30 protein-coding genes are annotated in these 25336 nt (G+C 64.3%); 13 read left to right on the top strand and 17 right to left on the bottom strand.

Annotated elements, in window-relative coordinates:
- Positions 1–4: 4 nt before the first annotated feature.
- The 3 genes from rhmD to LDZ24_RS15970 all read right to left on the bottom strand — a co-directional run bounded on the left by rhmD (position 5) and on the right by LDZ24_RS15970 (position 2410).
- A complete protein-coding gene (rhmD, locus tag LDZ24_RS15980) occupies positions 5–1183 on the bottom strand; it encodes an L-rhamnonate dehydratase (protein ID WP_175941938.1) in 1179 nt (392 codons plus the stop codon).
- A 201-nt stretch (positions 1184–1384) separates the two neighbouring features.
- Positions 1385–2146, bottom strand: coding sequence for an SDR family NAD(P)-dependent oxidoreductase (locus LDZ24_RS15975; RefSeq protein ID WP_248323179.1), 762 nt, complete (start codon positions 2144–2146; stop codon positions 1385–1387).
- Between the two features lie 108 nt (positions 2147–2254).
- Complete coding sequence (locus LDZ24_RS15970) at positions 2255–2410, bottom strand: hypothetical protein (protein ID WP_248323178.1); 156 nt, start codon at positions 2408–2410, stop codon at positions 2255–2257.
- A gap of 237 nt (positions 2411–2647) precedes the next feature.
- Here LDZ24_RS15970 and LDZ24_RS15965 point away from each other — a divergent pair, with 237 nt between their 5' ends.
- Positions 2648–2893 carry a hypothetical protein gene (locus LDZ24_RS15965; protein WP_248323177.1) on the top strand — a complete coding sequence of 82 codons (246 nt, stop codon included), beginning with the start codon at positions 2648–2650 and terminating at the stop codon, positions 2891–2893.
- A gap of 70 nt (positions 2894–2963) precedes the next feature.
- Positions 2964–3167, top strand: a complete 204-nt coding sequence (locus LDZ24_RS15960; RefSeq protein WP_175941946.1) for a cold-shock protein — start codon at positions 2964–2966, stop codon at positions 3165–3167.
- Positions 3168–3233: 66 nt separating this feature from the next.
- Here the strand turns inward: LDZ24_RS15960 and LDZ24_RS15955 are convergent, their stop codons facing one another.
- The gene (locus tag LDZ24_RS15955; protein WP_248323176.1) at positions 3234–3743 is read right to left on the bottom strand and encodes a DUF6622 family protein; all 510 of its coding nucleotides are present in this window, start codon (positions 3741–3743) and stop codon (positions 3234–3236) included.
- 248 nt (positions 3744–3991) lie between these two features.
- Between LDZ24_RS15955 and LDZ24_RS15950 the strand changes: the two genes are divergently transcribed.
- Entirely contained in the window at positions 3992–4846 is an 855-nt protein-coding gene (locus LDZ24_RS15950; protein ID WP_248323175.1) for a helix-turn-helix domain-containing protein, read from the top strand.
- Between the two features lie 3 nt (positions 4847–4849).
- Here the strand turns inward: LDZ24_RS15950 and LDZ24_RS15945 are convergent, their stop codons facing one another.
- The 3 genes from LDZ24_RS15945 to LDZ24_RS15935 all read right to left on the bottom strand — a co-directional run bounded on the left by LDZ24_RS15945 (position 4850) and on the right by LDZ24_RS15935 (position 9105).
- A complete protein-coding gene (locus LDZ24_RS15945; RefSeq protein ID WP_248323174.1) occupies positions 4850–6670 on the bottom strand; it encodes an ATP-binding protein in 1821 nt (606 codons plus the stop codon).
- A gap of 19 nt (positions 6671–6689) precedes the next feature.
- A complete protein-coding gene (locus LDZ24_RS15940) occupies positions 6690–8327 on the bottom strand; it encodes an ATP-binding domain-containing protein (RefSeq protein ID WP_248323173.1) in 1638 nt (545 codons plus the stop codon).
- 106 nt (positions 8328–8433) lie between these two features.
- Positions 8434–9105: a glutathione S-transferase family protein gene (locus LDZ24_RS15935; protein ID WP_248323172.1), complete on the bottom strand. Its 672-nt coding sequence runs from the start codon at positions 9103–9105 to the stop codon at positions 8434–8436.
- A 104-nt stretch (positions 9106–9209) separates the two neighbouring features.
- Between LDZ24_RS15935 and LDZ24_RS15930 the strand changes: the two genes are divergently transcribed.
- Positions 9210–9380 (top strand): hypothetical protein, encoded by a 171-nt coding sequence (locus LDZ24_RS15930; RefSeq protein ID WP_175941955.1) that lies wholly within the window; start codon positions 9210–9212, stop codon positions 9378–9380.
- Between the two features lie 47 nt (positions 9381–9427).
- On the opposite strand, the gene LDZ24_RS15925 is transcribed toward LDZ24_RS15930, so the two are convergent.
- Complete coding sequence (locus LDZ24_RS15925) at positions 9428–9841, bottom strand: response regulator (RefSeq protein WP_175941956.1); 414 nt, start codon at positions 9839–9841, stop codon at positions 9428–9430.
- A gap of 362 nt (positions 9842–10203) precedes the next feature.
- Positions 10204–11031, bottom strand: coding sequence for a helix-turn-helix domain-containing protein (locus LDZ24_RS15920; protein WP_371747450.1), 828 nt, complete (start codon positions 11029–11031; stop codon positions 10204–10206).
- Between the two features lie 443 nt (positions 11032–11474).
- On the opposite strand from LDZ24_RS15920, the gene LDZ24_RS15915 reads away from it, so the two are divergent.
- Complete coding sequence (locus LDZ24_RS15915; protein WP_248323171.1) at positions 11475–11642, top strand: hypothetical protein; 168 nt, start codon at positions 11475–11477, stop codon at positions 11640–11642.
- A 12-nt stretch (positions 11643–11654) separates the two neighbouring features.
- Here the strand turns inward: LDZ24_RS15915 and LDZ24_RS15910 are convergent, their stop codons facing one another.
- Positions 11655–12041 (bottom strand): hypothetical protein, encoded by a 387-nt coding sequence (locus LDZ24_RS15910; RefSeq protein WP_248323170.1) that lies wholly within the window; start codon positions 12039–12041, stop codon positions 11655–11657.
- Positions 12042–12321: 280 nt separating this feature from the next.
- Between LDZ24_RS15910 and LDZ24_RS15905 the strand changes: the two genes are divergently transcribed.
- Positions 12322–12777, top strand: coding sequence for a hypothetical protein (locus LDZ24_RS15905; protein WP_248323169.1), 456 nt, complete (start codon positions 12322–12324; stop codon positions 12775–12777).
- An 18-nt stretch (positions 12778–12795) separates the two neighbouring features.
- On the opposite strand, the gene LDZ24_RS15900 is transcribed toward LDZ24_RS15905, so the two are convergent.
- Positions 12796–12990 (bottom strand): hypothetical protein, encoded by a 195-nt coding sequence (locus LDZ24_RS15900; protein ID WP_248323168.1) that lies wholly within the window; start codon positions 12988–12990, stop codon positions 12796–12798.
- Positions 12991–13310: 320 nt separating this feature from the next.
- Between LDZ24_RS15900 and LDZ24_RS15895 the strand changes: the two genes are divergently transcribed.
- The gene (locus LDZ24_RS15895; protein WP_248323167.1) at positions 13311–14231 is read left to right on the top strand and encodes a DMT family transporter; all 921 of its coding nucleotides are present in this window, start codon (positions 13311–13313) and stop codon (positions 14229–14231) included.
- Between the two features lie 38 nt (positions 14232–14269).
- Here LDZ24_RS15895 and LDZ24_RS15890 read toward each other — a convergent pair whose 3' ends face one another.
- Complete coding sequence (locus tag LDZ24_RS15890) at positions 14270–14542, bottom strand: XRE family transcriptional regulator (RefSeq protein WP_248323166.1); 273 nt, start codon at positions 14540–14542, stop codon at positions 14270–14272.
- Positions 14543–14993: 451 nt separating this feature from the next.
- Here LDZ24_RS15890 and LDZ24_RS15885 point away from each other — a divergent pair, with 451 nt between their 5' ends.
- On the top strand, positions 14994–15578 hold the full coding sequence (locus LDZ24_RS15885; RefSeq protein WP_248323165.1) for a phasin family protein: 585 nt from the start codon (positions 14994–14996) through the stop codon (positions 15576–15578).
- Between the two features lie 48 nt (positions 15579–15626).
- Here LDZ24_RS15885 and LDZ24_RS15880 read toward each other — a convergent pair whose 3' ends face one another.
- Together LDZ24_RS15880 and LDZ24_RS27985 are read right to left on the bottom strand one after the other, a co-directional pair.
- Positions 15627–15995 carry a DOPA 4,5-dioxygenase family protein gene (locus LDZ24_RS15880; protein ID WP_248323164.1) on the bottom strand — a complete coding sequence of 123 codons (369 nt, stop codon included), beginning with the start codon at positions 15993–15995 and terminating at the stop codon, positions 15627–15629.
- Positions 15996–16033: 38 nt separating this feature from the next.
- On the bottom strand, positions 16034–16168 hold the full coding sequence (locus LDZ24_RS27985) for a hypothetical protein (protein ID WP_256465410.1): 135 nt from the start codon (positions 16166–16168) through the stop codon (positions 16034–16036).
- Between the two features lie 95 nt (positions 16169–16263).
- On the opposite strand from LDZ24_RS27985, the gene LDZ24_RS15875 reads away from it, so the two are divergent.
- From LDZ24_RS15875 to LDZ24_RS15865, 3 genes are all read left to right on the top strand, one after another.
- Positions 16264–18585, top strand: coding sequence for an ATP-dependent DNA helicase (locus tag LDZ24_RS15875; RefSeq protein WP_248323163.1), 2322 nt, complete (start codon positions 16264–16266; stop codon positions 18583–18585).
- 58 nt (positions 18586–18643) lie between these two features.
- Entirely contained in the window at positions 18644–19135 is a 492-nt protein-coding gene (locus tag LDZ24_RS15870) for a hemerythrin domain-containing protein (RefSeq protein ID WP_175941974.1), read from the top strand.
- A 91-nt stretch (positions 19136–19226) separates the two neighbouring features.
- Positions 19227–19964: a 2OG-Fe(II) oxygenase gene (locus tag LDZ24_RS15865; protein WP_371747462.1), complete on the top strand. Its 738-nt coding sequence runs from the start codon at positions 19227–19229 to the stop codon at positions 19962–19964.
- Positions 19965–19988: 24 nt separating this feature from the next.
- Here the strand turns inward: LDZ24_RS15865 and ribA are convergent, their stop codons facing one another.
- Together ribA and LDZ24_RS15855 are read right to left on the bottom strand one after the other, a co-directional pair.
- On the bottom strand, positions 19989–20657 hold the full coding sequence (ribA, locus tag LDZ24_RS15860) for a GTP cyclohydrolase II (RefSeq protein WP_244850281.1): 669 nt from the start codon (positions 20655–20657) through the stop codon (positions 19989–19991).
- 142 nt (positions 20658–20799) lie between these two features.
- A complete protein-coding gene (locus LDZ24_RS15855) occupies positions 20800–21495 on the bottom strand; it encodes an NADPH-dependent F420 reductase (RefSeq protein ID WP_175941978.1) in 696 nt (231 codons plus the stop codon).
- A 217-nt stretch (positions 21496–21712) separates the two neighbouring features.
- Here LDZ24_RS15855 and ahpC point away from each other — a divergent pair, with 217 nt between their 5' ends.
- Both ahpC and ahpF read left to right on the top strand, forming a co-directional pair.
- The gene (gene ahpC, locus LDZ24_RS15850; RefSeq protein WP_175941980.1) at positions 21713–22276 is read left to right on the top strand and encodes an alkyl hydroperoxide reductase subunit C; all 564 of its coding nucleotides are present in this window, start codon (positions 21713–21715) and stop codon (positions 22274–22276) included.
- Positions 22277–22427: 151 nt separating this feature from the next.
- Complete coding sequence (gene ahpF, locus LDZ24_RS15845; RefSeq protein WP_248323161.1) at positions 22428–24014, top strand: alkyl hydroperoxide reductase subunit F; 1587 nt, start codon at positions 22428–22430, stop codon at positions 24012–24014.
- Between the two features lie 71 nt (positions 24015–24085).
- On the opposite strand, the gene LDZ24_RS15840 is transcribed toward ahpF, so the two are convergent.
- Complete coding sequence (locus tag LDZ24_RS15840; protein ID WP_248323160.1) at positions 24086–25315, bottom strand: sensor histidine kinase; 1230 nt, start codon at positions 25313–25315, stop codon at positions 24086–24088.
- Between the last annotated feature and the right edge of the window lie 21 nt (positions 25316–25336).

The following is a 25336-nucleotide window of genomic DNA, read 5'->3' as shown; positions in this document are numbered from 1 at the left end:
CTCGTCAGTGGGTATAAGGCCGCGCCAGCGCGCATTCGGGGTTCAGCCGCACGCCGAAGCCCGGCGTCTCCGGCACTTTCATGCGGCCGTTGACCGGCACGGGCTCGTCGAGCAGCAAGGGCGTGAACATCGGCACGACCTGATCGGCTTGCGGCGCCATCATCAGAAACTCGGCGAACGGCGAGTTGTGCCGCGTCACGACAAAGTGATAGCTGTACACCGACGACCCGTGCGGCACGACGAGCACGTTATGCGCATCCGCCATCGCCGAAATCTTGATCAGCTCCGTGATGCCGCCGCACCAGCCCACGTCCGGCTGCACGAGGTCCGCGCAGCCCATCTCGAACAGCATCCGGAAGCCCCAGCGCGTCGCTTCGTGTTCGCCCGTCGTCACCATCATGCCGCGCGGAACGGAGCGGCGCAGTTCGGCGTAGCCCCAATAGTCGTCGGGCGGCAGCGTTTCTTCGAGCCACTTCAGGCCGTATTCGTGCGCGGCCGTGGCGAGCCGCTTCGCGTAGTTGAGATCGAGCGACATCCAGCAGTCGAACATGAGCCAGAAGTCGTCGCCCACTTTCGAGCGCATGTCCGCGAGTTTCGCGATGTTCGCGGCGAGCCCTTCCTCGCCTTCCGCCGGGCCGTGCTGCAACGGCATCTTCCCGCCGATGAAGCCCATCTGCTTCGCGAGGTCCGGCCGCGCGCCCGTCGCGTAGAACTGCAATTCGTCGCGCACCGGGCCGCCGAGCAGCTGAAACACCGGCTCCTTGCGCACCTTCGCGAGCAGATCCCAGAGCGCAAGATCGACGCCCGAAATCGCGTTCAGCACGATGCCCTTGCGCCCGTAGTAGAGCGTCGCGAAGTACATCTGATCCCACATTTTCTCGATGTCCGTCACGCGCTGGCCTTCGATGAAACGCGCGAGATGCTTCTCGACGATGAACGCGCCGATTTCGCCGCCGGTCGTGACCGCGAAGCCGACGGTGCCGTCGCTCGCTTCGATCTCGACGACGAGCGAGCCCAGCACGTTCAACCCGAACGACTGCCTGCTCTGTCGATACTCCGGATAGCGCGCCATCGGCGTGGCGATGTGATCGTCGATCCAGTGATCGGCGCCCTGATCGTGATAATCGGCGCCGCCGCCGCGAACCACGAAAGCGCGAACCTGGCGAATGGTGGGCATGGACATGGTTTCGTCTCCGTATGTTGGAATGGTCAGCACGCGTTCGCGGGCTTGGGCTATCGACGCGAGACTCCGGCGCCGCGCCGCGCGCCGGCACGCGCACGTACATCAAAGAGAAACGGCAGCAGCCGGCGCATCACGCGGGACGTGACAGCGCCTTCCGCCGCGGCGGAATGGTCCATGTCTCTCTCCAGTGAAGCGCGCGGATCAGTAAGTCGCGCGTCCGCCCGACAGGTCGAACACCGCGCCCGTGCTGAACGCGCAGTCCTCGGACGAGAGCCACAGAATGAGCGACGCCGCTTCCTCCGGCATAAGGAAGCGGTTCATCGGGATCTTGGAGAGCATGTAGTCGATGTGCTGCTGCGACATCGAATCGAAGATTTCGGTTTTCGCCGCGGCGGGCGTGACCGCATTCACGAGAATGTTCTTGCCCGCGAGTTCCTTGCCGAGCGATTTCGTCAGCCCGATCAGTCCGGCCTTCGACGCGCTGTAGTGCGAGGCGTTCGGATTGCCTTCCTTGCCCGCGATCGAGGCGATATTGACGATGCGGCCGTAGCCGTTCTTCAGCATGTGCGGCACGACGGCGCGGCAGGTCAGATACGGCCCGATGAGATTCACGTCGATCACGCGCCGCCAAACGTCGGGCGCCAGTTCCCACGTCGTCCCGTTGCCGCCGGTGATGCCCGCGTTGTTCACGAGCACGTCGATCTTGCCGTGCGCGACAAGCGTCGATTGCACGGCGGCATCGACGGACGCTTCATCGGTCAGTTCGACGACCGACTCGCTGACGGTGCGCTCCTCGTGCTTCGACGCGAGTTCGGCGCGCGTGCGCTGCAGCCGCTCGGCGTCGACATCCCACAGCGCCACGTTCGCGCCCGAAGCCAGCGCCCGCTCGGCGACCGCGAGGCCGATGCCCCGCGCGCCGCCGGTGATGACCACGGTGCGTTCCGCCAGATCGATCCGGTTCATGCCTTGTCTCCTGTTGTGTTGTCGATAGCACTATAGTCGGCCAGCGATAACGCAACAATCCGAATGGGCGATCGTTCGATAACGAAAGCGGATCGGTAGCTCTAGGGGTCAGCGGTCGGAGACGGGCCGCTGCGTCGTCTCGAAGCGCAGGCGCGCAGGCGGCTTTTGCCGGCCGCCGCGCCGAAACACCTTATCGGCATACAAGGCGAAGGCGAAAAGCGCGGCGACACCGACGGGGCAAAGCAACAAGGCAGCAACGAACATGATGAGACTCCTCGATAAAGTGCGAGGCAGTTTATCCGCGAAACGTCGGCTAACTAACACAAAATTGAAGCATTCGCCGCTTAACATCTGGAAACGCGTTTTCGAAATCCGACGATGGAGCCGGGCGTGCAACGAACAAGGCGACCCACAGGCACAGACGTTGCTAAATGCTTCGCACCGTCGACCGACCAGGCGCGCGCCGCGCGCACCGACGACCACTTATCCAACAAAAACAGCATGTTCACACCGAAGCCTTGTACCGCTACTTGCGTTCTCGACGGAATGCCCGTCACCCTCACCTACTACCCCGACACCACGCTCTTGCGCATCACCGACGCGACCGGCCGCTGCGTGCGGGAAACGCGCTGGCCGGCGCCGTGGCGCACGCTGCTCGCGACGCTGCGTGAATTCAGCGGCCGCCAGACGGAGGGCCAACTCTCCACGCTGCTCGACGAAATCCCCGCCGAAGCCGCGTTCGCGTGAAGACGCCTTCAACGATTACTTACCCAAGCGAGATTCGGTCTCGCTCAACGCTGCAGAAGAAGAGGAAATAATGGCAACTGGCACTGTGAAATGGTTCAACGACACGAAGGGCTTCGGGTTCATCAAGCCGGACGACGGCAGCCCTGACGTGTTCGCGCATTTCTCGGAAATCCGGGCGGACGGCTACAAGTCGCTGCAAGAAAATCAGAAGGTGCTGTTCGAAGTGCGCCAGGGTCCCAAGGGCCTGCAAGCCGCGAACATCCAGCCGCAGTAAACGCGTGTCCGGACGCTGAAGCCGTGAAGCCGTTGCATCGGCTTCACGGCTTTTTGCTTTCGACCATCAGACCCGTTCGAACACAGCCGCCGCCGGGCGCAGCGCCAGCCAGTAGATCAGGAAGCGGCCCGCGAAGATTCCCGCGACCACGCCCGAAACCAGCGCGCTGAGCACGGCCCACGTCGACTCCATGCCAGCGCCCGTCGCCAGTTCGAAGCCGATGAAGAATTTCGACGCGAACGTCGCGAGGATAAGCAGCATCGGCACGACGGAGCCCGGCACGGTGACGGTGCGCCGCACGCGGTCCACGGCGATGGCGCTGTTCTTCGCCAGCATCGCGCCGATGCCGCCGCCTATCGCGCCGCCGATCAGCCACGTCGCTGCCGGTTCCCAGCCGGCGTCCGGCCCGGTGACGACATGCAGCAAGCCCCACGCGGCGAAGATCGCCGGCACGACTGCGAGTTTCGAGAGCGGCGCCGTGCCGCCTTGCATCGCTTTGAGGCCGCGCGAAACGAGCACCGCCAACAACACCCAGACCCACGCCGGCGTACCGGCCAAGATTGCTTGCAAGGACATGATCGTTCTCCATTGAAACCGTCAGGAAAGTCACAACACAAATCTTTACGCTGGAAACATTGTGCTTTCTGGAAACAGCCGCGTCAACGGATTTTTACATTGTAAAGATTGATCGACCGGCGAGTTCTCATTCCTATGCTGAACATTGGCGGCTGCTTCATCGTTTCGTTTTCGAGCACGCCGAGCGTTGCCCTTTACAATGGGCGGTTCGCTGCGCGTTCGCAGCTATTTCCGCCTCGCCTGGCAGCATGGTCTCTGAAACCTCTTCACTGGAATCGCTCGCCGTCGCCGAGCGCGTGCGCGAGCTGATGAGCCGTCACGGCATCGGCAAGCGTCAGCAGACGGCCGAACTGTGCCGCATTCTCGATCTGAGCTTTTCGCAAGGGCATCGCAAGCTGCGCGGCAATAGCCCGTGGACGCTCGCGCAAATTCGCCGCGTCGCCGACGCCTTCGACGAGCCCGCGCTCCAACTCTTCGACAGCATCGATACGCGCCCCGACGATACCGAAGGCACCGCCCACGACGCCGTGTTGAAGCTCGGCTCGGTCGAGATTCCATGCACCGCGTGGATCGGCGATGCACTGGACGCGGGCAGCCGGCCCGATTTCATCGCGCAGAAAGTGAACGGCCGCTGGATCGTCACGCGCCATGAGGGCGTGCTGTTGCAGCAAGCGAGCGACGTCCACAAGATCGAGATTCAGCCGCGCCGCGCGGACACCGAAAAGCCCGTCATCGCGGTCGTGGATGACGATCACGCGTCGGCCGACAATCTGCACGACTATCTGGAGATGACCGGCTTCACCGCGATGGCCTTTTATGGCCTCGACGCGTTTCTGGAGGCGCTGCAGTCGCAGGTCTTCGACGCCGTGGTGATCGACTGGCTGTTCGGCGCGCACACGTCGGCCGGCGCGATACAGGCAGTGCGCGAGTCCGACAACCCCGACGCGCCGATCTTCGTGCTCACCGGCGAACTCACGACCGGCAAGGCGAGCGAATCGGAAATCAGCCAGATCATTCGCGATTACAACGTCGCGTGCTTCGAGAAGCCGGCGCGGCTCGGCATTCTGGTGGCCGACCTGTCGAAGCGGCTGTTGCGGAACTAAGCCTCAGGCAGCGCGCCGCCGCGCCGTCGCCGCGCGATGCACGGCCGCCTTCAGCACCTCGAAGCGCACCGGCTTCAGCAGATAGTCGAAGAAGAGCACCGTCGCCGTCGGATCGACGAGTTCGGGCACGTACGCGCTCACCGCGATGATCGGCACGCTCGCGCCCGGCGCGATCCGCGAGCGGTATTCGTTGGCGAACGAGTAGCCGTCCTTGCCCGGCATGTGCAGGTCGAGCAGGATCACGTCGGCGTCGTTGGCGCGCAGCCACGCGAGCGCGCTGTCGACGTCCGGCATGCCCACGGCCCAGTAACCCAGCAGCGTCAGCATCTCGATCAGCGAGTCGCGGATCGACTCGTGATCGTCTATCACCAGCACGCGCGACTTGCGCAAGGCGGAGGCTTCGGCGTCGTCGTCGCGGCGCTCAGGCATCTCGTCGACGGACACCGCAGGCAGGCTCACGCGAAACGCCGCGCCCTGACCGACTTCGCTCGACACGTCGATGCTGCCGCCGAGCAGATCGACCAAGCCTCGCACGACCGCGAGACCCATTCCCGCGCCGTCGAAACGCCGCGTGCTCGACGAATCGAGCTGCGTGAATTCCTGGAAGATGAGCGGCAGTTGTTCCCGCGCGATGCCGGGCCCCGTGTCGGTCACCGAGATATCGAGACGCGCCTGGTCGCGCACGAAGCGCACGTCGATGGACCCGGCGTCCGTGTATTTGATCGCGTTCGTGACGAGATTCGTGACGATCTGGCGCACGCGATGCGGGTCCGATTCGAGCAGCCCACGCTCGCCGCTGTATTCGCCGCGCAACTCCAGGCCCTTCGCGGACGCGGCAGGCAGGTTCGCATCGACGATGGAATCGAGCAGTTCGGCGGGATCGAACGCAGCGAGGCGCAGTTCGAGCTTGCCGGCGCCGAGGCGCGCGTAATCGGTCAGGTCACGCATCTGCGCTTCCAGATGACGCGCGCCGGTTTCCAGCCGCTGGATGATCTTGCGATCCGCCTCGCCCCGCAGATTCAGCCCGAGCAGTTCGATGGAGGAGACGATCGCGTGCAGCGGCGTGCGCAGTTCGTGGCTGATCATGCCGAGGAACGTGTCTTTCGCGACAGCCGTTTCGCGCGCCGCCCGCGTCGCCTGATGCTCGGCTGAGAGCGCGGCGCGTTGCTGCTCGATCAGGCGCGCGCGCCGATAACCGTTGAGCAGCAGCAGCGATGTCGCCGCCGCCGATAGCAAGCCGAGCAAAATGCCGCCATAAAGCAGATAGCGGCGCTTGGCCTCGAAGTCGCGCACGATGTTTTCGCGCTCGGCGGCGTCCATCAGCCGCCTGCCGGTCGCCAGTTCCGCGACGGCGGGCGCGTTTTGTCGCAGCACGCCGATCACCCGCAGCGCGCGGCTTTGCCTGACCGTCAGCCGACTCACGTCGCCTTCGATCGAATCGAGCGCCGTATGCAGCTGGCGCAAGATTTCCTGCTGCCGGTTGTGCATGGCGTCGTGGCCTTCGGGCGTGCGCGTGGCATCGGAGACGATGTCGAGCCGCGCTCGCAGCCGGGCGTAGGAATCGCGGACCGCGCCGGCATCCTCGTCGATGCCGCTGCGAAACAGCAGCACCTGGCTCTCGAAGCGCTCGTAGGCAATCTGGAACTGCGCGGCGTCCCAGTACAAACCCTCGTACGGCACGACCATGCCGTGCGGCTGCCGGGCCAGCAGGCCGGAGTACAGCATGTAGCCGACCGCGCCCAGCGGCGGCGCGACCGCCAGCGCGATCAGCGCCGCATACCAGAGGCGGCGCAGCCACGGACGCCGGTTCTGCATGAATGGCATGAGACGACTGCGGCGCGGCCTAGCGCAACGCTTCCATCGCGTGCGTCGCGCGTTCGGAGGCGACCACGATGAGCTTCATCGTCGCCCGCGTCGCGCCGACGAACACTTTGCGCGCCGCCTGATCGTCGAGCGTGTCGAAGTCGACTTCGGTGAGGATCACGCACGGCGCGGATTGCCCCTTGAAGCGATAGATCGACTCCAGAAGCACGTCGCCCTCGCGATACTCAGGATTGCCGAAGAGATCATACGTTCCCGTGAACGCGCGCAGCCGGTGCGGTCCGAGATGATCCACGGCCGTGAGCGCCGAACCCTCGCGCCCGCGAAACGACAGCACCGCGATGTCCTGCTTGCGAAAGCCGAGCGAGAGCGCGTGCGTGATGGCGCGCTTCGTGGCTTCGATGACTTCGTCGGGCTGCCCGTCCGCGTAGGTCGAGACGGTGACGTCCGAGCCGTCGAACGGACTGCCCGCATCGAGCCGCACATCCGGTCCGACGATCTTGCGAATAAAGCCAAGCAGGTCACGCGGACTGCGATAGTTGGTGGTTTCGCGCAGGATGGTCCAGCCGGGCAGCGGCACCGGCTCGCGCAGATAGAGGTTCTGCATCGGATCTTCGAGCCACCACCACGCCGCATCGGGCTTGAGCAGCCGTTCGAGCGCCTCGACCCACGCGGCCTGAAAATCCTGGCCCTCGTCGACGATCAGCACATCCGTCTTCCAGTGCTCCGGCACGGGCACGGCCGCGAAGCGTTCTTCGAGCGTCGCGAAGACGTTGGGCTGGCTGAAATCCGGCGGGCTGCCCGCATCCCGCGCAACGGCTGCGCTCAGTTGATGATAGTTCGCGATCTTCGCGTCTTTCGGCGCGATCGCGCGAATATGGTCCGCGAGCGGCCGGTTGAAGCAGACGTAGAGCACGCTCTTGCCGGCGGCCAGCGCGTCGCGCATCACGCGCACGGCGAGTTGCGTCTTGCCTGCGCCCGCCGTCGCGATCACGCGCAGACGGAACGGCTCGAATTCGAGGCGCCTCGCCCACGTCGCGAGTCCGCCCGACAGCCGCGTGACGAGCGTGTTCGCCGCGCCGACGAGCGCGTTCGTGTCCGGCGTGAGCGAGAGTTCATCGGCGAGAAAGTGGTGGATGCGCGCAGCCGCTTCGAAGCGCGGCTCGTCGGGCGGCAGAATCTCCAGCACGACGCGCGCAAGCTGCGCCTTGCGGCTTGCATCGACGATACGGCCCGGCGGCACGCCCGCGATCGCCGCGTCTTTCACCGTGTAGTCGGGGCAATACAGCAGTTCCTCGATGCGATACGTCCCCGCGCCGAACGCCGCCGTGAAGCGCCGGTGCAGGTTTTCCAGCGTGCGCGCAAGCTGGATGGCGACATTGCGCTCCTTTTGCAGATAGACCTTGACGAGCCCCGCGCCCGTTTCGCGCAGGAAACCGGCCTTCATCTCGATCATCAGCACGCGGCCCGACGGCGCGACCACGACGAAATCCGCCTCGCCGAAAACCGAGAAGCCTTCGTTGATGCGCGTCCAGTGGACGCCGTGATAGACCGTGTAGTCGTCGGGCAGCTTTTCGAGTTGCGCGAGCGTCTCCAGTTCGCGCGCCGCGGCGCCGGTCGCTTCGAGGTTCTTCCAGTCGTCGGGAACGATTCGGGCCATGCGTTGCCTTTGAGCGTGAGGGACTTGCGACGAAACGCGCGGCTAGGGAAGCGGCGCTTGGTGCGCCTTATTGTACGCAACGCGCGGCGCTTTCCTGCGCGGGCGGCTAGCCTGCGTAGTCGTAGCGGCCGCCGCGCTCCAGGGCGCGCCGATAAGCCGGCCGCGCGTGAATGCGTTCGAGAAACGCGCGAATATGCGGCCAATCCTTCGCGCCCGCGCGCTGGCTGCCGGCTTCGAGCGGGAAGCTCATCTGAACATCGGCGGCGCTGAAGGTATCGCCCGCGAACCACGGCGTCTTCGCGAGTTCGCCTTCGATATAGCTGAAATGCAGCTTGAGTTGCGGGTCGATGAAACCGCGCTGCAACGTCTCGCCGATGCGCCGGGCAATGGGCCTCGCGAAGAACGGCATCTTCGCCTTTCCGATTCGCGACGCCACGAGCTTGAGCAGGAGTGGCGGCATGGCCGAGCCTTCCGCGTAATGCATCCAGTAGTTGTAGCGCACGCGCTGAGGCGCCGCCCCGTGCGGCGGCGCAAAGCGCCCTCCGCCGTAGCGGTCCACCAGATATTCGATGATCGCCCCGGACTCTGCGATGGTTAGCGCGCCGTCCGTCACGACGGGCGACTTCCCGAGCGGATGCACGGCGCGCAGTTCGGGCGGCGCGAGCATCGTCTGCGGATCGCGCTGGTATCGCTCGATCTCGTAGGGGACGCCGAGTTCTTCGAGCATCCACAGCACGCGTTGCGAGCGGGAGTTGTTCAGGTGATGGACGGTGAGCATGTCTTCGCGTTGTGCCGGACGGTACGACTCTTGCAGGCAGAGGATGGCGCGCGGCAGCGCATTGTGCCTATCCTGACTATTCCGACAAGTAAAAGGAGAACCCGATGACCTTGATCATCTATCTCGTGGGCTGGCTCATTCTGATCGGCGGCGTGTCGTGGGCGCTCGTCGCCATGCACGTGGCGCAGCACACCATCGCCATCGTGGCCGTCATTCTGCTGGGAATCGCCGTCATCACGGGCGCCACGCGGGCGCGCAACCGCGACCGTTCATAGCGTCCTGCAAGGCGAGCGCCGCGCTGTGTCGCGCGGCGCTTCCTGTGTCAGGTCACGACACGCGCGTTGAGCGCGTCCTGAATCAGCGTGACGAGTTCGTCCGGGTGCGCGGGCTTGGTCATGAAGTGCTGAAAGCCCTCGCCGATGCTGCGTAATCGGTACTCGTCGCCGTCGTGCCCGGTGAGCGCGATGGCGACCGAAGGCGGCAGATTCCCGCGTATTTCGTGGTCGCGCAAACGTTGGATAAGATAGAAACCGTCCATTCCAGGAAGGTCGAGATCGCAGATCACCGCATCGGGCAGCACACGGGTCGCGGTTTCCGCGCCGTCTTCGGCGTCGGCCACGGCGACGACTTGCGCGCCTTCTTCTTCCAGCAACATCTGCAGTGATTCTCTGCTTTCGGGATCGTCTTCGATGAGTACGATCCGCGCATGCCCCAGTCTTGCCACTTCGTTCATCATGTTCTTTTCAACTGCCTAAAACGGAATTCTCGCGCACGGTCTCCACGGCTCGCCGCTTCACTACCCTCTGCCGACCGTCGCGCGCTTGCGTGGCGATTGACAGAAAATCGCGGCGGGAATTCCGGACGCACCGTATTTTTCGCCGCGCGTGCGCCGGTGCTGAACGTCTCGCGGTGTCCGGGCACCCGCCGGCGTGAAATGCTGCCCGGCCGCCGTGTCCCAGCAATTCTTATCGAGCAAAAAACGGACCGACGTACGTTTTAGCCCCGTCAGGCGGCGCATCGCGTGTTTCGGACGTATGTGCCTGCACCGTAACGGCACATCCGCCGGTAATTCCGGCATGCGCCGCGCCCGTTCTACCGTCAGACGTTTGCATACTGTTCGACGCGCGGCGCGTTCGTCTGCACCAGCGCCCGATATTCCGTCGGGGTGATGCCGACGGTCGCCTTGAACTGGCGCGTAAAGGCGCTGTGGTCCGTGTAGCCGCAAAGCGCGGCGACATCGGTCACTTTGTCGTGCGTCACCAAGAGCGCGGTGGCGGCATCGAGCCGCGTCTTGAGCAGCACTTGCCGCGGCGTCAAATGGAAGACCTTGTGGAAGTACCGTTCGAGTTGCGCGATGGACATGTCGGCCATTTTCGCGAGGTCGCGCATATTGAGCGGCTGCACGTAATTTTCCTGAATGTGCTGCACGACGGCCGCGAGCCGGCTATACGCCGGGTGCGTGCTTTCGGCCGCCTGCAAGTCGCGCGAGATGCCGGCCAGCCCGACGATACGCCCCTCTGCATCGTGCAGCGGCTGCTTGCACGTCATGCACCAGCCGGGCTCGCGTCCGGGGTACAGATGCAACTCCAGCTGATCGATCAGTTGCACGCCCTGCGCGATGATCGCCTGATCCTGCGCCGTGTAGATCCGCCCGAAGCGGCGCGGAAACACGTCTTCGGCGGTCTTGCCGATGAGCGCGGTCTTGTCGTCCTTGTGGCCGCAGCGCCGGGCGAGCGTGCTGTTGACCATGGCGTAACGCGCTTCGCGGTCTTTCACGAAGAACACGATGTCGGGCATGGCATCGAACACCGGCGCGAGCAGCGCGAAATGCGCGAGCATGTCCTGCAAGGCGGAGGCACGGGGCGACGCGATGTCCTCGAACGCGCGAGGCGAGGCGCTGCCGGCAAAGGGTGCGGTCGTGCTCATCGGTGCTTCGGGGCGCGCTAGTCGGAATGGCGCCGATTATAGAGGCGCGAAAACGACGCCAATATTGGCGCTCTCCCCACTATGTTTTCGGTGACGCGAGACTTTGGTGGAGTCGTCGACGCGCGACCAACATCAGCTAGCGCTCTGCTCTTGTCCCTCGCCCGTCGCATGCCGCGACGGCATCCCTCATTGCCTTGGTGAAACGCTAAACGACTGAGCGGATTAGAAAATTCCACGCGCGCCGACGTCAAGCGCGGCCCCAGGCCCACGCTTTGCGGAAAGTCAAGTGTTCTGGTGACTATGTGCGCTAGCAGCCGGTCAGGATCGCCGCGATCCGGCCTAATGACGAAAGCAGCAGGCGCACGGACGGGTCACCGTTCGGCCAGCCTGCCCTCCGGGGAAGGTCCCAAGGTCCGTTGAGAACCAAGCAAAAAGGGATTGCCATGACCAAGCACATCAACAAACATTCCGTACCGCGCCGCGAGGCCTTTCGTTGCAGCGGCCAGCAACTCGACGCCATCATGCGCTTCGCCGAAGAGCGCAAGCTCGACGAACGCCCGCTGCAATGGGTCGTCGCGCAATTCTGCCGGGCGCGCGCCAAAGCCGCCTGACGGCCGCGATTACTACTGTCCCGACAGGACGCGCTGTTTGAGCACCCAGATTGCCGTCGGCACCGCGTAATACGCGCTCACGTTGCCCGTGACCAGTTTGCCCGTGAGTTGAACGCGCGCGTTCTCGCCGGGCTCGGCGTCGATAATCTGTACTGCCGACACGTTCGACTGCTGCCGTCCGCCCTGCTGCCCGCTGCCCGCATTGACGACGCATACCGGGCTTCCCAGCGACAGCACCCACGCTGGCTTCGCTGCCGGGTCGGTCTGATGCGTGGCCTGACGCGTCACCGTGCCTTCGAGCGTGACGATATCGCCGTCGGCGTAGCACTGCGCCGCCCACGCCGGACCCGCGCTCGCTGCCCACAGCACGAAGATCCACGCGCATGCTTTCGTCGTCATTCGGGCCTCGCGAGGGGCGCACCGCTGGCGGCACGCGGAGTCTAAAAAGAAGTTAGACACTTTAGGCGATCCGCGTTGGGGTCGCAACCCGGCAAAATTGCCAGTGCGGCGCCGCCCAAAGGTCCACCCGTGCGGGAACGGCCGTTGCTCCATTCGTCTTACGATCAACACACGCGCATGTATCGCCAGGCGCCGTCGTTCGATCCCGGTCAGCGACGCCCGCCCGCGATAACGGCGCGAACAGGCGACCTGCGTTTGCGCGGGCCGACGGAGGGCGACGATGCATCAGACGGCAAACCAGACGAATCAGGTAATCGTAGGCGTGTTCGACTCGTATCGCGATGGACACGAGGCGCTGCGCGCGCTGCAAACGGCGGGACTGTCGCGGGACGACGCGCATCTGTATCGCGCGGGCCACGGCGACGCGCAACTCAAAGCGCTCGCGATGCCATCGCACGAAGAGGATGAGGCCGAGTACGTCGCGCATGGCGAGCATCAGGGCGTGGTCGGCGCGCACAACCGCTTCGCTCCGCGCGAGCCGCTCGCGCCGCGGCCGCCCGTTCCCGCCGCATCCGACGACAGTTGCCGCGAACGCACGCTGCTCATCATCCGTATGACCGACGACATCAAACCCGGCGCGATCGGCGACATGCTACATGAGCACGGCGCAGTTGCCGTGAAGGACCCGGCCGGTCACTGGCGCTTTTCTCCTTACCGAAACCACGCGCGCGCTTAAAGCACGGCGTCCGTGGCTCTAATGCATGCGCCGGTGCGTGGTTTCGACGCCAGCCGTGTCGGCTTCGCCGGATGACGCCGAATCGGGCTCGGCCTCATCGGCCTCTTCCTCTTCCGCTTCCTGCTGTGCGAGACGCACCGCCTCCTGTGCCGCCGCCGCGCGCAGCGCACGGCATTGCGCGGAACGCCGCAGCGTAGCGAGCAGACGCACCATTTCTCTCGGTCTGGCTCTCGTCGTGGTCTCCCCGCCGCAGCGTTGAGAAATTACTTTAAGTCTAGGCGGCAATCCGTGGAGAGCAAAGCCTTTCGCGCAAATAATCGCGTGCGGCGTTCCGCTTTTTTTCGAGGCGCAGGCGATCGCGAAATCATTCAGAGTGAACCGTCCAGTACATTTTTTAGTGCCGTGACCAAGGCACAACAGCCGCTCGCGGAAGCTGACTGTCGCCTTGCCAGCTTCTGTCGATGTACGCAGAATGGAAGCAACGGCTTAAAAGCGCCGTCCTGATTCACGGATGACCAACCGGCGAACACTCGATGGCGACCTTAGAGGGCAAGGCACGGTACGCGGTAGCGACGGACAACGCCGGTGCCGGCATCGCGATCATGATTCTGACCACGGCCGCCTTCGCGGCGAGCGATTCCACGGTCAAGCTGATCGGCGCTGCGGTCCCGGTCGTCGCGCTGCTGTGGGTGCGCTATCTGTTCCAGATGATCGTACTCGGCGTCTGGCAGGCGCGACGCGGCGCGTTCGGCCTCTTTCGCACCTTCCATACCGGCAGTCTCAAACTGCAAATCGTCCGGGCGCTGCTGCTGCTGACGAACTCCGCATGCACGTTCGCCGCCCTGCGCTACTTGCCGCTTCCCGTCACCACGTCCCTTGCGATGCTCGCGCCGCTGATCTCGACGCTGCTCGCCGCGCTCGTCCTGAAGGACCACGTCTCGCGCGGCAAATGGGCGATGGTCGTGCTCGGTTTCGTCGGCATGTTGTTGATCGTGCGGCCGGGCGGCAGCGATTTCACCTGGTCGGTTATCTTGCCGATCGGTTCCGCGACGAGCTTCGCGTGCTTTCAGGTGGTATCGAGCCACCTGTCGCGCGTGGACGACGCGATCACGACCAACTTCCTGACCGCGCTCGTCGCGACGGTCGTGCTGTGCGCGCTCGTCTGGGCCGATCAGGCGCAGCTACTGCCGGAACTCGCGCGCGTCGGCGCCGGCAGTTGGCTGCTCGTCGCGTTCATGGCGACGATGGCCACCGGCGGCCAATTGCTGATGCTTCAGGCTTTGCGGCGCGCGCCGCTCGCGGTGCTTATGCCCTTCTCGTACGCGCAGCTCGCGTTCGCATCGTGCTTTAGCTGGCTGCTGTTCGGACAGGCGCCGGACGCGTGGATGACGGCCGGCATGTGCGTGATCGCCGCGAGTGGAATCGGCACCGTGCTGATGCACGGCCGCAAATAAGCGGCGGACCGACGCCCGCCGATTTTAGGAGCGAGGTTTCAGGCTGCGTGCGTCTGGCCGGTGCAGAGCCAATGCACGTCGACATCGAGCGCATGAGCGATGCGGTTGAATGCGTGAAGCGGCGGCACCGTAATGCCGCGCCGCCAGAACTGCACGTCGTGTTCGCTCGCATCGACCCATTTGGCCGCTTTGGCGGAGCTCACGTTGGCGCGTTGCATCGCGCGGTCGAGTCGCGCGGCCATTGCGCGCCGCAGGGTGTTGTCTTCGTGACTACGTTCAAGGTGTCCGATGGTTTGGGTATGTCGGCCCATGTTGCTTCAACTCTCTCGTTTTATATTTTCGCCGTTCAGCGCCGGCTGATATTCGCGCAGGTCGGAATCTTACGAAGTCACGGTGACGGCTCAGTGACAGGCAATTCCTCGCTGCGTGCGTGCTGCGAAACGCAAGGCCGAATTCTTTCAAGTGGCAAGGGGAAGCGTCAAGTGGGGAAATAACGCATCGGCGTTTGAGCGCGTCGGTGTTTACCCTTTTCCGGCCCCATACGGTTCTCGTCATTAATACGGACGATCGTGCAATTAAATCGCCTGCGAATTACATCACCGTTTAATACCGATTAATGCAAGCCGAGTTCACCCGCGCAATTAGCCGATTATCGTGATGCCTGAAAATGGGAATTGACAGGCATTATCTTTTCTCTAGAATGAGTCGTTCGCTGCGCTGCACAATCACGCGTAACTGAAGCAACTTCTAATGGAGTCCAGCATGAGCAGTCTTGCGCCAGAAACCTTTCTCGCGACCCAGCGGGCCGGCTTGGATGCCACCTTCGGATTCGCCACTCAGGCGGTTCAGGGCTTCGAAAAACTGATCGATCTGAACGTTCGCACTTTGCGGACTGCTCTATCGGAGCAGCAGGAATTCATCGGCAAGAGCTTCTCCGTCCGCGATATTCAGGAGTTCTTCGCCGTTCAGAACGCCCGCATGCAAGCGAACGCGCAGCGCGCGCAAGCCTATTGGCAGGACGTGAACGAAATCGCTACTGGCGTGCGCGGCGCCTACATGCAAGCGGCGCAGGACCAATTGGAGAAGTCGCAGCGCAACGCGCAGGCGATCGTCGAAAGCCTCGTCACGAGCGCGCCGCTCGGCAGCGAGGCGGTCGTGTCGGCGTGGAAATCCGTCATCGACTCGGCCACGCAATCGGCGAACTCGGCCTACGAAGCAGCGCGCACTTCGACGCGCCAGGTCGTGGAAGCCGCGCAGACCGAGGCGAGCGCAACCGCGACCGCCAGCTTGCCGACGCCGCCCGCCGTGCGCGTCGTCTCGAACAAGCCGGCTGGCACGAAGAAGTAAGCATCAACTAAGCATCGCGCGCGAGGCGGACGCGCTCCGCTTCGCGTGCTAGCGGGAAAAGGCCGTGAGCACGAGTTCGTGCGAATGGCCGATCCAGACCGCCGAATCGCGATGGTCGCGCAGATCGTCGCCCGTATTCGGATGCATGAACACATCCAGTTCGCCGTGATTCAGCGCGAGCCATTCGAGCATCGCCGCCAGTCGCTCGCTGCGGAATCCGAGCTGAAAAGACCATAGCGGATGAGGTCCAACCGGACGTTCGTGAAAGCGGCCGAGCGTCAGCGCGCCGCTTTCGATGTCGCCGGCGAACCGCTCTGCGATCACCTGCCGAAACTGCCATGCGGCGTCGCGGCTCGCGGCGTCGAAATAGACATGCGCATGCCAGCCTGATACCGCGGGCGCGTTGTCGGGTGCCATCGTTCGATCCATCCGTCGCGAGTCTGAGACGTCCGATTCTAATACGCGCCGCCGCCGCTGCTGCTCCCACTGGACGAGCGGTTGTACGATGCGCCGCCGCCGTCCGTCTGACAACCGGCAAGCGCGGACGTCACCAGCGCCAGACCGATCACGACGATTCTTGCGAACTTCATAGATGCCTCCGTTCGTTGGACGGCGACCATGATCGACGCCGCATCCACTAAACGCACGGCCGAAGCCCGTTATTCCACGTGCTAGACTACTGTACATGCGTACAGTTTCCGAGCCCGCCTACACCGTCGCCGTGCGCGCGCTCTGCGAGTTCACCGCGAAGCAAGGCGATCTCGACCTTCGTTTCACGCCGACGCCCACGGCGCAGGAAGGCGTGGCGGGCCACGTCACCGTCACGAGCCGCCGCCTGGCGGGTTATCTGAAGGAAATTGCGCTGTCCGAAGACTACGGCCCGTTGCGCGTGCGTGGCCGGGCGGATGGCTACGATCCCGCGCGGAACCGGCTCGAAGAAATCAAGACGCATCGCGGCAAGCTCGATTCCATGCCGCAGAATCATCGGCATCTGCATTGGGCGCAGGCGCGCGTCTACGGCCATCTCATGTGTCGCAAGCTCGGGCTCGACAGCATCGACATCGCGCTCGTGTATTTCGATATCGTCGATCAGACGGAGACCGTGCTCACGGAGACTCGGACCGCCGAAGCGCTCAAAGAACATTTCGACGCCCAATGCCAGCGGTTCATCGCGTGGGCGGAGCAGGAAGTGCAGCATCGCGCGGCGCGAGATGCGGCGCTTGGCCGGCTCGTCTTTCCGCACGGCGCGTTCCGGCCCGGACAGCGGGCGCTCGCCGAAGCGGTGTATCGCGCGGCGGTGTCCGGCCGATGCGTCGTCGCGGAAGCGCCGACGGGCATCGGCAAGACGATCGGCACGCTGTTTCCGCTGCTCAAGGCGTGGCCCGCGCAGCAGCTCGAAAAGATTTACTTTCTGACCGCGAAAAGCGCGGGCCGCCAGTTGGCGCTCGACGCGCTAGCGACGCTCGCCACGTCCGCGCCGAAGTCGCTGCGCGTGGTCGAACTCGTCGCGCGCGACAAGGCGTGCGAGCATCCGGACCGCTCGTGTCACGGCGAGTCGTGCCCGCTGGCGCGCGGCTTCTACGATCGCCTGCCGGCTGCCCGCGCCGCCGCGCTGCAACGGGCGCATCTGGATCGCGCGTCGGTGGCGGATGCGGCGCGCGAGCACGCCGTTTGTCCGTACTACCTGAGTCAGGAATTGACGCGCTGGGCGGACGTGATCGTCGGCGACTACAACTATTACTTCGACACGAGCGCCATGCTCTTCGCGCTCGCGGAGGCGAATCGCTGGCGCGTGGCCGTGCTCGTCGACGAGGCGCACAACCTCGTCGAACGGGCGCGCGGCATGTATTCGGCGTCGCTCGATCAGGCCGCCTTCAACGCGATGCGCCGCAGCGCGCCGCCCTTTTTCAAACGGATGCTGGCGCGCGTCGGCCGCAGTTTCAGCGACGCGAGCCGCGATCAGCTAGCGGCGGGCATCGACTACGCGGCGCACGACGAGCCGCCCGCGGCGCTTTTGAGCGCGCTCGGACAGGCGATCTCGGCGCTCACCGAAACGATGGCCGAGCAGCCGGACGCGTTCACGCCGGACGTGCTGCGCTTCTATTTCGACGCGCTGCACTTCACGCGCATCGCCGAGCGTTTCGGCGCGCATTCGATCTTCGACATCACGCTGTCCGGCAAAGGCCGCGCGGTGTTCTGCCTGCGCAACGTGATTCCCGGCCCGCATCTCGCGCCGCGCTTCGCCCGCGCCCATAGCGTCGCGCTCTTTTCGGCGACGCTCACGCCCGCGCATTACTACGCCGACACGCTCGGTTTGCCCGCGACGACCGTGCGCATCGACGTCGAATCGCCGTTCACCGCCGATCAACTCGACGTGCGCGCCGTCGCCGACGTATCGACGCGCTTTCGCGACCGCGAACGCTCCGTCGACCGCATCGCGGACCTCATCGCCGCCCAATACGTCCGCGCGCCGGGCAACTATCTGAGCTTCTTCAGCAGCTTCGACTATCTCGCGCAAGTGGCGTCGGCGCTCGAACGGCGTCATCCGTCGATCGTCTGCTGGCAACAGTCTCGCGGGATGAGCGAGGCCGACCAGCACGCGTTCCTCGCCCGCTTCGAACCCGACGGGCGCGGCATCGGCTTCGCGGTGCTCGGCGGCGCGTTCGGCGAGGCGATCGATCTGCCGGGAACGCGGCTCATCGGCGCATTCGTCGCGACGCTGGGGCTGCCGCAACTGAACGTGGTGAACGAGCAATTGAAGGCGCGCATGCACGCGGCATTCGGCGACGGCTACGCCTACGCCTATCTTTTCCCCGGCTTGCAGAAGGTCGTGCAGGCGGCCGGCCGCGTGATTCGCGGCCCGCAAGACCGCGGCGTGCTGTATCTGATCGACGACCGTTTCGCCCGCGCCGACGTGCGCCGCCTCCTGCCGGCGTGGTGGGACGTCAAGCTGCTGCGCAAGCGGGACCATAGCGGAACGAGAGTGGGCATCGCTCTTGCTGATTGACGGCACCCCATGAGCCTGCGGCTGTCCGAAGCCCCGGCCACACATAAGGAGAAGCCCGATGTCCACCGCACAAGAACCGCTCGACGCGCTCAAGATTCTCGAAGAAGACCATCGCGCTGTCGAACAGTTGTTCGAAGCCTTCGACCGCGCGCCGAAAGACGACCTCGAACGCAAGTCGACGCTCGTTCAGCGCGCCTGCGAGCTGCTGACCATTCACGCGATCGTCGAAGAAGAACTGCTGTATCCGGCCGCGCGCGAAGCCTTCGGCAGCGACGACGAGAAGATCGACGTGGAGGAAGCCTACGTCGAGCACTTCCTCGTCAAGACGCTGATCGAGAAGTTCACGCAACTGAAGGCCGGCGACGAAGGCTTCGACGCGACCTTCCGCGTGCTGAAGGAAAACGTGATGCATCACGTCGAGGAAGAGGAGTCGGAGCTCTTCAAGGAAATCCGCAAGACGAAGCTGGACGTCGCGGCGCTCGGCCAGAAGATCGAGGCGCGCAAGACGGAGCTGCAGAACCGCATCACCGAAGTGGCGACGCCGCGCTGAATGGCGCAGCAAGACCCGGAGTGTGCGGGCGGCGCGTGAGGCGCACAGTGGGAACCGGCACACGCACATCCGGAGCAACTGCATGAAGGCGATGGACAGCGCGCTCGCACCCGACGCGAGCGCGGACATTCCCGGGCGCATCGACGCGCTCGACTGGAACGATTTAGGCACGCAACTCGACTGCCAGGGCTCGGCCGTTGCGCCGGGCCTTTTTTCGCGCGAGGAATGCGCGGCGCTCGCCACGCTCTACGACGACGACGCGCGCTTTCGCAGCCGGGTGGTGATGGAGCGGCACAGCTTCGGTCGCGGCGAGTACAAGTACTTCGCGTATCCGTTGCCCGACGTGCTCGATGCCGTGCGCGGCGCGGCCTACCGGCATCTGGCGCCAATCGCGAATCGCTGGAACGAGGTCATGCGCATCGAGACGCGCTATCCGGACGAACACGCGGCGTTCATCGAGCGATGCCATCGCGCGGGCCAGACGCGCCCGACGCCGCTGCTCCTTCGCTACGTGCCGGGCGACTACAACTGCCTGCATCAGGACCTATACGGCGAGCATGTCTTCCCGATTCAGACGGCGATTCTGCTCTCCGCGCCGGGACGCGACTTCACCGGCGGCGAATTCGTGATGACGGAGCAGCGGCCGCGCATGCAGTCGCGCGTGGAAGTCGTGCCGCTCGCGCAAGGCGACGCGGTGTTCTTCGCCGTGCATCAACGGCCGGTGAACGGTACGCGCGGCGCGTATCGCGTGAACATGCGGCACGGCGTCAGCCGCCTGCGGTCAGGCAAGCGCCACATGCTGGGCGTGATCTTTCACGACGCGCGTTGAGGCGCGAAGGCGAGCGCGAGCGCTCTATTCGTTCTCGTCGAAGTAATGGCCGAAGCGCGCCTGCTTCGTCTTGATGTAGCGCTCGTTCTCTTCGCGCATCGGAATGGCGAGTGCCACGCGCTCGCTCACGGGGATGTCGTGGCGCAGAAGCGTGTCGAACTTCGACGGGTTATTGCTCATCAGCCGCACCGACTTCACGTTCATCGCGCGCAGGATGGCGGCGGCGGAGTCGTACTCGCGGGCGTCGTCGGGAAGGCCCAGATGCAGGTTGGCATCGACCGTATCCAGCCCCTGCTCCTGCAACGCATACGCGCGAATCTTGTTCGCGAGGCCGATGCCGCGCCCTTCGTGACCGCGCAGATACAGCAAGATGCCGCGGTTCTCCGCGGCGATATAGCGCAGCGCGAGGTCGAGCTGCTCGCCGCAGTCGCAGCGATACGAGCCGAACACGTCGCCGGTCACGCATTCGGAATGCAGGCGCGTGAGCACGGACTCGCCGTTGCTCACGTCGCCCATCACGAACGCGATGTGCTCGACATCCGTCTCCTTCACGCGATAAACGTACGAACCGAAGGTGCCGTAGCGCGTCGGAATGGTGGCGGTCGCGGCCAGTTCGACGTCCGCGCATTCGGCGCATTCGCCGAAGCGGTGATGAGAGTTCTGTACGTCCAGCGAGGGAGAAGCGGTTTTCATAGTCAATCAGCGAGTCCACGATGCCGGGAACGGCGGCGGTGTGCGCTGCGCCGGCCCGGCATGTCATGGTAAGGCCCATCGGGAAAGTTTGCAGATTGTCGCACGGCGCGCGCCGGCTTTACTCCTTTCCCTTAGTCGACGCTCACGCCGGATTCTCGAAGGTGCCGGGACTGCGGTCGGTCGCGCGCCATTCGGGCTTGCGCACCGGATCGGCTTTCTTCAGCGCCTCGCGCACGCCCGCTGCGTCGAGGTCCGCCGTGTAGACGGGCGTCGCGGGCTGCTGACGCCACGAGTCGTCGATTTCGCCGTTGTCCACCGCATCGAAGCCGATTTCGTCGATCAGCTTCATCACGATGGTCTTCGCGCGATGGTCGTCGCCCGATACCGGCAGCGCAATGCGCCCCGGCGTGCCCGCCGGCTTGCCGTTCTTGCGCAGATGCGCCGCGTAGATGTTGTTGAACGCCTTCACCACCGGCCGGCCGATCTGCTGCTCGACCCAGCGGCTTTCCGGCATGCCCTTCTCGATCTCCTCGATGCGCCCGTCGCGCTGCTGCGGATAGTAGTTGCCGGTATCCACCACGACGACGTTCTCCGGCACGCCCGCGAACAGATTCTTCGGCAGATCCGGCACTTTCGACTCCGGAATCGTCACGACGATGAGTTCCGCGCCCTTCACCGCGTCGCGCACCTCGACGGCGGTCGCGCCCGTGGTGCGCTCGACGTCGCGCAGCGAGTCCGGCCCGCGCGAGTTGGCAATGTTCACGTCATGGCCGCACTTCGTGAAATGCTCGGCCAGAACCTGTCCGATGTTTCCTGCTCCAATGATTCCGATCTTCATGAACACCTCTTGATGGACGATTGAGACAGACTTCTTCGCAAGCCGGATGCCGCCGGATGCCGCCGGGTGGCAACGGGTGGCAACGGGTGGCAACGGGTGGATCGACACAATAGCCCAGATCAATTAGAATGATAAAATCAATCCACTTCCAAGGATTGATAGTTTTAGTTCATAATCCATTCACTCCTTCAACAACACAGCTAGAGGAATCTGCTAAATGCCGATCATCAACAGCCAAGTCAAGCCGTTCAAGGCCACCGCTTATCACAACGGCGATTTCGTGACCATCACCGACGAAAACCTGAAGGGCAAGTGGTCCGTGTTCGTGTTCTATCCGGCCGACTTCACGTTCGTCTGCCCGACGGAACTCGGCGATCTGGCTGATCGTTACGAAGAATTCAAGAAGCTGGGCGTCGAAATCTACGGCGTTTCGACCGATACGCACTTCACGCACAAGGCATGGCACGACACGTCGGAAACGATCGCCAAGATCCAGTATCCGATGATCGGCGACCCGACGCTCGCGATCTCGCGCAACTTCGACGTCCTGATCGAGGAAGAAGGCCTGGCGCTGCGCGGCACGTTCGTGATCAACCCGGAAGGCGAGATCAAGCTGTGCGAAATCCATGACAACGGCATCGGCCGTGACGCAGGCGAGCTGCTGCGCAAGGTGCAGGCCGCGCAATACGTCGCAGCGCACCCGGGCGAAGTCTGCCCCGCCAAGTGGACGCCGGGCGCTGAAACGCTGACGCCGTCGCTGGACCTCATCGGCAAGATCTAAGCCTCGTCATTCGACGAGCGCCTCACGGACCCTGTCGCTGAATCGGCGGCAAGGTCGAAGCTCCAAACACGCTTTCGATGCGGCGCTTCGCGCGCCGTGCCGGAGCGTGTCCGCAACATCCCAAGAACAACGCCACGGAACGGACAACGCCATGCTGGACGCCAACCTCAAGAATCAGTTGAAAGCCTATCTGGAAAAGGTCACCCGGCCGATCGAGCTCGTCGCCTTCCTCGACGACAGCGACAAGTCGCGTGAGCTGAAGGGCCTGCTCGACGAAATCGCTTCGCTGTCGACGCAGATCAGCGTCGTCGAGAAAGAGGACGCCTCCGCGCGTCGTCCGTCGTTCACCATCGGCGAGCCGGGCAAGGGCGCGGGCATTCAGTTCGCGGGCATTCCGATGGGTCACGAATTCACGTCGCTCGTGCTGGCGCTGCTGCAAACCGGCGGCCATCCGATCAAGCTGGATGACGCGACCATCGAACAGATTCGCAATCTCGACGGCGACTATCGCTTCGAGACGTATTTCTCGCTGTCGTGCCAGAACTGCCCGGAGGTCGTGCAGGCGCTGAACGTGATGGCGATCATCAATCCGCGCATTAAGCACGTCGCGATCGACGGCGCGCTCTTCCAGAACGAAGTCGAAGAGCGTCAGGTCATGGCCGTGCCGACGATGTTCCTGAACGGCGAGAGCTTCGGCCAGGGCCGCAGCGGCGTGAAGGAAATCCTCGCGAAGCTGGATAGCGGCTCGGCCGCCCGCGCCGCGAAGGAACTGGAGAAGAAGCCGGTGTTCGACGTGCTGATCGTCGGCGGCGGGCCGGCTGGCGCGGCTGCGGCGATCTACGCGGCGCGCAAGGGCATCGCGACGGGCGTCGTCGCCGAGCGCTTCGGCGGTCAGGTGCTCGACACCATGGCCATCGAGAACTTCGTCTCGGTGCAGGAAACGGAAGGACCGAAGTTCGCCACGGCGCTCGAACAGCACGTGAAGAGCTACGAAGTCGACGTGATGGATGTGCAGCGCGCCGAGAAGCTGGTGCCGGGCCGCATCCACGAAGTGCAACTGGCGAGCGGCGCGGTGCTGAAGGCGAAGACGATCGTGCTGGCGACCGGCGCGCGCTGGCGCGAAATCAACGTGCCGGGCGAACGCGAGTATCGCGGACGCGGCGTGGCGTACTGCCCGCATTGCGACGGCCCGCTTTTCAAGGGCAAGCGCGTTGCCGTGATCGGCGGCGGCAATTCGGGCGTCGAGGCGGCGATCGACCTGGCGGGCGTGGTGGCGGCGGTGACGTTGCTCGAATTCGGCGGGGAACTGCGCGCTGACGCGGTGCTGCAGAAGAAGCTGCGCAGCCTGCCGAACGTGACCATCGTCACGAGCGCGCAGACGACGGAAATCACCGGCGACGGCAAGAAGGTCAACGGCCTGAACTACACGGACCGCGCGACGGGCGCGAGCCACCGCGTGGAACTGGAAGGCGTGTTCGTGCAGATCGGGCTGGTGCCGAACACCGAGTGGCTCAAGGGCACGGTGGAGCTGTCGAAGCACGGCGAAATCGTCGTCGATGCGAAGGGCGCGACCTCGGTTCCGGGCGTGTTCGCCGCCGGCGACGTGACGACGGTGCCGTTCAAGCAGATCGTGATCGCGGTCGGCGAAGGCGCGAAGGCATCGCTCGGGGCATTCGATCACCTGATCCGCGCATCGGTGGAAGACGAAGCGCCGGCCGAGGAAGCAGTCGCGGCGTAAGTCAGCGGTCAGCGGTAGCAGTGAACGAAAGGCGAACGGAGCGATCCGTTCGCCTTTTTACTATCGTGCGCTCACTCCGCGCTTGTGCTCTTGGGCGTAAGAACGAGCGGAAACGTCACTTCGAACACGCTTCCGTGGCCCTTCGACGAATGGAAGCGCAATTCGCCATCGAGCGTGCGCGTCAGTTCCTTGACGATGGCGAGACCGAGCCCCGTGCCGGGAATATCGTCCCCGGCGGCGCGCTGGAACTCCTCGAACACGCGCTCCTGATCCGCTTCGCTGATGCCGACGCCGGTATCGGCCACGCGCAGCCGCCAGCGGTCCTCGGGCGCGGCGGTGATCGACAACACGATCTCGCCCGACGACGTGTACTTGACCGCGTTGGACAGCAGATTCAGCGCAACCTGTTTGACCTTCAGCCGGTTCGACACCACGGTGCTCAGCGTGGGATCGACATGCCCGGTCAGCTTGAGCCCTTTCGCCTCGGTCGCGACGCGGCTCGACTGCATCAGTTCGTCGAACAGGCTTGCCAGATCGAAGCTGTCCACGGTCAGCGTGGAATCGTCGCTCAGCAGCTTCGAGTATTCGACCATCTCGTCGACGAGCGTCGCCATGTCCACCACCTGCCTGTTCGCGAGCCCGAGCGCCGTATCGCGTCTGCCAGGCGAACGCGCGGCCAGTTGCAACGCGGTCGAGAACACGTTCAGGAAATTGCGCAGATCATGCGCGACGCGCCGCGTGACCTGCATGCGCGACTCGTAAAGATCGCCGATGAGCTGCTGGCGCAGCGTCAGTTCCTGATTCGCGCGCTCCAGCATGCCGGTGTATTCGTCGATCTTCCGGTCGCGCTCGGTCACCGCTTCGCGAACCGATGCCAGCGTGACGAGGCTCACCACTTCGTCGGTCATGAGGCGCGCGTATTCTTCGTCCGCGCGGCTGAAGTCCTCATGCGACGCCGCGTATTCGCCGATTGCGGACAACAGAACCTGTCTGAAGAGATCGAGCTCGCGCACCAGTTCGTCGATGCGATAGCCTTGCTGCCAGCGCCATTGTCCGTGCTGGCGGGCGTCGTGCTCGAGCGCGCCTTCCTGCCCGCTCAGGTTGCGCGTTTCGAGGACGTTGCAGATTTCTTCGAGGATGCTCGGCAGATGGTCCGCAAGCTGGCGATACGTGAGCTGGTCCGAATGCTCGACTTCCTGATCGCCGAAGACGAGCTTCATCCATCTCTCGGTCAGCGCGGCCTGCTGCGTGCGCAGCGCGGCCACGAGTCCGTTCATGCCGTCGGCGGGAATGTCGCGCATGTGCGATTCTCCGAATTCTGC

The organism is Caballeronia sp. Sq4a, assembly GCF_023170545.1.
Classification (GTDB): domain Bacteria; phylum Pseudomonadota; class Gammaproteobacteria; order Burkholderiales; family Burkholderiaceae; genus Caballeronia.
This window is presented reverse-complemented; position numbering and strand designations above follow the sequence as displayed.